The following is a 1322-nucleotide window of genomic DNA, read 5'->3' as shown; positions in this document are numbered from 1 at the left end:
CGGGTGGCTTCCTTCTGCGCACCTTCTTTCATCTTCACGAAGAAGGGGTTGGTGTCGGTCTTGGTAATCAGACCAATGATCGGCTGGACGCTGCTTTTGACGGTCGGAGCGCCGCTGGCAGCGTCCACCACGCCGAATTTGATGACGAGAGCGGTCAGGGCGGCGCGGGCGATCTCTTGACTCATGGTGGTTCCTCCAGGGGCCGCCGGTCCTGTGACCTGGGCGGAGTGAGCGGGGACAGGACCGGGGCCGTGAGCAGGGACGACCCGTTCCGCGTGCGGATGGGTGAAGGGGGGCAGCTTGGGTGATCGGTGCGGGGACAGGCAGGAAACAGGACATCACACAGATGTAATCGATTACATTTACTGCCGCGTGGCTCTGCGCACGAGAAAAGGAGGTGATTTTCCAGACAAGAAAATCAATGGTGCAAACGATTACACTGTGACGGTGCCAGTGGGCGGTCCGGCCAGACCCCTGTCAATCCCCCACCACCGCTTCAACCGAGTGCAAGCGAAGGAGCGTCAACGCGAATCCGCCCCCACTCCAGCGAGACGCAGGCCAGCTCGCCTGCACCAGCGGCAATCACGCCAGCACCCAGCTTCCAGACCCGGACCAGCTGAGTTCGTGCGGAGCGTGTGGACCACGCGGCACCTCTCCCCCTTTTGACGGTCACCTTCCTGCAGCACGCCAAGACGTTGATCGCCTGACGCACTACGTCGCGGGCTCAGGAACCATGCAGGCGACCCGTTGACCGCGCTCATGACCTGCCCGGTGGATAGGCTGATCGACCTTGCCCCTGGGCGCCGCACAGCAAAAAGACCTTCCCGCCGTGCGGGTCAGCGGCTGGTAGAGCGATCACTGCGAGAATGACAGGTCCACCGCCGCGCGACCCGACGGGCTGAAGATCACGCCGGCATGGGCCGGGCTCCCGACACCCGCCCAGTGGTGCAGCGTGACCACGTCGCCGGTGAGAGTGATCACGCTGCGGCCCGGCATGTTCGCCAGGTGGTGTCCTCAGCGAGCTGTCCGGCGAGGGGCTCCGCGGATACGCTCTACGCGGGGCCACGAGCGGCGTTCAGGTGAGACATGGACTGGGCTGGTCTGGCCTGCCGAGTGCTGCTTTTACGGTTCGTCCTTTCGGTGCTTGGCAACGACTTTGCCGGCGAACCTGAGGGCGCGCCTATACGCCTGGTCGTTGGTGAAGCCGCTGGCGGCCATGCGGGCGGGGTGGTCACGGAGGCTGGCGCGGCGCAGGGCACTAAGAGCCTGAGGACAGAACGGAAGCACGATGATGCGTCGTGGCAGACTTGACCTATGCCCCG

General features: G+C 64.5%; 1 protein-coding gene and 1 pseudogene. Both read right to left on the bottom strand.

Annotated features, from left to right (window positions below; genetic code table 11):
* A pseudogene (locus tag IEY63_RS22035) lies at nt 1-185 on the bottom strand (hypothetical protein); the annotation flags it as partial.
* A gap of 937 nt (nt 186-1122) precedes the next feature.
* On the bottom strand, nt 1123-1322 hold a 200-nt coding region (locus IEY63_RS22390; RefSeq protein ID WP_229784864.1), incomplete at its 5' end, for a hypothetical protein.

The organism is Deinococcus radiotolerans (assembly GCF_014647435.1).
Lineage (GTDB): Bacteria > Deinococcota > Deinococci > Deinococcales > Deinococcaceae > Deinococcus > Deinococcus radiotolerans.
This window is presented reverse-complemented; position numbering and strand designations above follow the sequence as displayed.